Below are 4,883 nucleotides of genomic sequence, written 5' to 3' on the forward strand. Positions count from 1 at the left end.
GCGGTGAGGTCGCGGCCGGCGGCGATCTGCACGCTCTCGCCGCTGAGCGTGGTGCCGACAGCCAGGCTTTCGTGCCACTCGTCATGGGTGGTGGTGGTCTTGCTGGAGAACAGCCCCTTCTTCTTGCGCTGCTCGTCGATGGTCAGGTCATGCTGCTCCTGCGCGGCCAGCAGGTTGACGTCGCGGCCGGCGCTGAGGGCGATGCCGCCGTCCTCGCCGTACACGCCAGCGGCGGTGAGCGTGGCATCGCGTCCGGCCACCAGGGCGATGTCGCCACCGGCCTGCAGCACCGTGCCATGGACGGTTTCGTCGCGGCTCTCGGTCTGCTTGCTGTAGCGCTTGCCCTTGACCTCGATGAGGCTGGTATCGACGGTGGTCACCGTGGTGAGGTTCAGGTCGCGGCCGGCGACCAGCGCCATCGCATCGCCCGCACGCACATCGGCGGCCTGCAGGGTGAGGTCCTGCCCGGCCTGCAGGGCCAGGTTGCCGCCGGCCTGCAGGCTGCTGTTCTGCAGGGTCTCGTGGGTGCTGACGTTGCGCCCACCGCCCATGGTCTGCTGCGTGGTCAGTGCGGTGACGTCGAGGTTGCGCCCGGCGCTGACAACCAGATCGCCGCCGGCCTGCACCTGGCTGGCGTCGATGTGCAGGTCGTTGCCGGCTCCCAGCAGCAGGTTGCCGCCGGATGCCACCGTAGTCTGCTGCAGGCTGAGGTCGCGGCCGGCGACCACCGCCACGCCCTCCGCGCCGGCCAGGCTGCCGCTGGCCGTCTGCACGAAATCGCGGCCGGCGTTGATCGCCACGGAGCCGGCCTCGATGCTGCCCCGGTTGACGGTGTCGCCTGCGGTGGCGATGGACAACTGCGCACCGGCATTGAGCGCGCCATCGTTGATCAGCGTGTCGGCGCCCAGCCACATGCCCTGGCTGGCGCTCAGCGTGCCGTTGTTGCTCAGCGTGGCAGAGGACTGGATGCCCACCGACTCGCCCGCGATCAGCGCGCCGCCCGCGCGCAGTTGCTCGGCGGTGGCGCGCGACAGGTAGACCACCGGCACCAGCACCTTCTGCCCGTCGATTTCCTGTTCCACCAGCCACACGATGTCGCGGTCCAGTGCGCCGATCTGGGCACTGGTCAGCGGCGCCCCCAGCTTCAGGCCCAGCGCATCGGCCACCTGCGCTGCGTTGTCCATCAAGGTGCGGTATTGCTCCAGCCCGCCCTGGGGGCTGTTGCGGCCGGTCAGTTGCAGCAACTGCTCCTGCACCAGCCGCTGTTCGTAGTAGGCATCGCCCAGGCGCTTGTGATCGGCATCACCTCGCGACAATTGCCCCAGCAGATGCTCCGAACCAACGACCTCGCCCGGCACGAAGCGTGGCGCCGTGGTCACCAGGAACGGCGAATCCGGATCGGCATTGCGACGGAACATGCCGTTGTCCGCCGGGACCAGCCCCGGCAGCGGCGCCTCCGCCGTGCCCACCAGCTGGGGAGCAGCACCATCGGGGCCGGCACTGCCCTGCACGCCACCACCGGCGACTCCGTGGACGCTGGCAATGACGCCAGGCCGCACACTGCCATCCACGGCCGCGGGGCCTTGGCCCGACTGCGCCTGCCCACCGTCGACGGTGTCCACCCCGCTGCCGGCAAGGACCCTGTCGGCGGCGCTTGCCGCTGGCCCGGCCATGCCATCGATGGAGTCCGTCTGATGTGTGGATACGCCATCACGGCCATCTACCCTTGCGTGGGTATAGGTACCCGCATCCTGCCCGGCCTGCACACCATGCCCCTGCGCGGCCTGCACTGGACCGCCGATGGACGCGGACTGGCCCGCCGCCGTGCCCACTGCGCCAGCCGTGCCGGCCTGCCCCTGCACGGCGCTCCCCAGGCCGGTGCCGCCGGTATTGCCCAACGGACCGGCGGCGATGCCGCCTGTACCCCCCGATGCCTGCACCACGGTGTTGTTGATGGCGCCGCCGACGATGCTCAGGCCGCCACCGGCGGTGATGCTGGCCGCGCCTTCGGCCAGTACGTAGTCCTTGCGTACCGTGCTGCTGCCGAGGTTGATGTACTCATAGCGCGGCTCGAATTCGCACGTCATGCCTCGCGCACAGGTCTGGTAATTGAGCTCCGCGAAAGACTCACGCTGGATGATCTTGTAGCCGGCAAGAGCAACGTTGTTGATCACCCCTCCCCATTGCGAGGGGTCGCTGCCATCGCCTGCGGCGCGGCCGTTTATGGTCAGACTGCCGCCCGCAGAAATGGTGGAGTACAGGTTGTCCAGTCTCCCCAGATTCAGGCGCATCCCTCCGCCGGACAGCAACTGCCCCGCAGCACTCGCGGCAACCAGGCGGGTTCCCTCGAGCACTCGATTTTCATTGATGACATAGCCTTGGAAGTAGGTGCAGGTGGTGCGGAGGCCATCATCGCAGTACTGCTTCCGCAATTCGGCCGGGATGTCGCCCCCGGACAAAGTGCCGCCGTCCGGATCGTCAAACTGCTCCTGTCCCACGTATTGCCGCTGCTCGGTCTGCAGCACGCGCCGCTGGTTCAGCACCGAATCCGCATCCAGCCACAATCCGCCATCGGCCTGGATACGCCCGGAATTGTTGTCCACCCGCTGGACGCGGCTGCCAGCGGCACGGCCGGTGATCACCAGGTCGCCGCCACTGAAGATTTCGCCATCCAGGTTGGAGAGTTGCTGCGCGATGCGCAGCTCCATGTAGCCTGCGGCGCCGATGAAGCCTTCGCCGTAGTCCCGCGAAGCCAGCATCTGGCCCAGGTCACGCCCATTGGTCAACGTGCTGGCATCGACCTGGACGACGTTGCCGGTGATGTCGCCGGTGTTGATCACGCTGTTCGCGGACAGGTACAGATGGTCCGCCTCGATGCTGGCGCCGCGACGGTTGTCCAACGTGCCGCTGGCGGTGATGGTGGCTACGCCGGTGCCGGCCCCGTTGCTGGCCAGGATCGCGCCCTGGTTGACGACGTCCGTGGCGATGACGTTCAGCTCACCGGCGCTCTTGAGCGTCCCCTGGTTGGTGAACCGACCGGATATCCGGAGGTCCAGCCGGCCGTCGCTTGCCAGCTCCTGCGAGGTATAGGTGAAGTCGCCGTCATAGCGGGCGTCCAGCCACTGAGCGGCATACAGGCGGCCGCCATTGCCACTCAGGCCATTCAAGGTAACGTGCAGTGCATCGGCAACGATATCGCCATGGTTGCCGATGGCAGGCGTTTCCAGCCAGAGCGTGCCTGCCTGGATGCGCCCACCGGCGCCGTTGGCGATCTGCGCCAGTTCCAGCCAGGCGGTGCCGCCCGCGCCAAAGCGGCCGTCGCCATTGTCGAGCCGGCCGGCAGCATTCTGGTAGCGCAGGTCGCCGCCGGCATAGAGCGTGCCGCCATTGTTGTTCACCACGCCGGTGTGCAGGTTGATATTCCGTTGTGCCACCAGAGTGCCGCCGCTGTTGTCCAGCGATGCGGCCTGGACCGACACATCGCCACCGCGACTGCCGATCTGGCCCAGACGGTTGTCCAACGCACCCGTGACATCCAATGACAAACCCGCGTCCGTCGCCCCTGTCTTGCCGGCGAGCATGCTTCCGCCACGGTTGGCAATGCTTGCAGCGGATACGGAAAGCGCGCCGGCAGCGTCGATCCGCCCATCCGCGTTGTCGAGCATGCCGCCGCCGGCGAGCACGATGCCCGCATCGCTCTGCAACAAACCGTTGCCATTGTCCATCACGCCGGTGACCGTGATGCCGAGGCCGCGCTGTGCCGTGATCACGCCTTCGCGGTTGGACAACCCCGCTGCCATCAGGTGGGCCTCTCCCTCCGCACCGATCAGTCCATGCGCATTGCCAATGGCGCTGGTCACGTCGAGCGCAAGCCCCCCTGCACCTCCACGCTGGACAAGCCGGCCTCGGGTGTTGTCCAGTTCCGCCACGACGACGGATACCATGCCGCTGCCATCGAGCGTGCCATCCACGTTGAGCAGTCGCTGCCCGGTAACTTCCAGTCCCTGGGCCGCCCCCATCCGTCCGCCGCGGTTGTCCAGAAGGTCGGCGCGCAGCACCACATGTGCACCCGACACCAACCCGGAAGCGCCATTGACCAGGGTACCGGCATCGACGGAAAGGCCTGCCCCAGCCAGCAATGACCCACCACTGTTGTCCAGCAGGCCGCCGATGCTGGTGTCGATCGAGCGCTGTGTCTCGATCACGCCGGCTTGATTGTCCAGAGACGCCGCCTGCACGGTGACGTCGCCATTGCCGGTGATGCTGCCGCTGCGGTTGGCCAACGCCCCCCGCACATTCAGCCGCATTCCGGCCTGCGTCGTGGAAAGCAGCCTGCCGTTGCTGTTGTCGAGGTCTGCGGCGTTCACTGCCATCGCGCCTGCGGAGGCCAGCTCACCTTGGCGGTTGTCGAACACGCCCGTCACCGCCACGCGCGTGTTGCCCCTGCCGGCCGCCTGCAGCGTGCCGGCGCGGTTGTTCACCGTGCCGGCGTCCAGCTGCAGCGCGCCGTTGGTGGCGACCGTACCGCCGTGGTTGTCCAGCGTGCCACGCACCTGCAGGCGCAGGTCATCCGTGCCGGCCGCGATCAGCTGTCCGCCGGCGGTGGTCAGGTTGCCGGTGGTGACGGCAATGCGCTGGGCGACCGTCGTACCGTTGGTCAGATCCGTCGTTTCGCCACGAAGGTCCAATGCGCCATTGCTGGCGATCGTGCCGCGCCGGCCGTTGAGGGTGTCGGCACGGATCGACAATGCGCCGTCGCCGGCGTGTTCGATGCGGCCGTCCGTATTCCCAAGCGTACGGGCATTCAAGCCAAGATCGCCGCCGCTGGCGAGCAGGCCATCAGCGCTGTTGTCCAGCAGGCCGTCCACCGTCACCTGCAGCGT

Annotated in this window: 1 protein-coding gene; it reads right to left on the reverse strand. The window is 67.8% G+C overall.

The annotated features are described in order from the left end of the window. A partial coding sequence (locus AC1DGW_RS16735) for a hemagglutinin repeat-containing protein (RefSeq protein WP_478025164.1) occupies positions 1–4,883 on the reverse strand: 4,883 nt, incomplete at both ends.

The organism is Stenotrophomonas sp. 05N423, assembly GCF_056397145.1.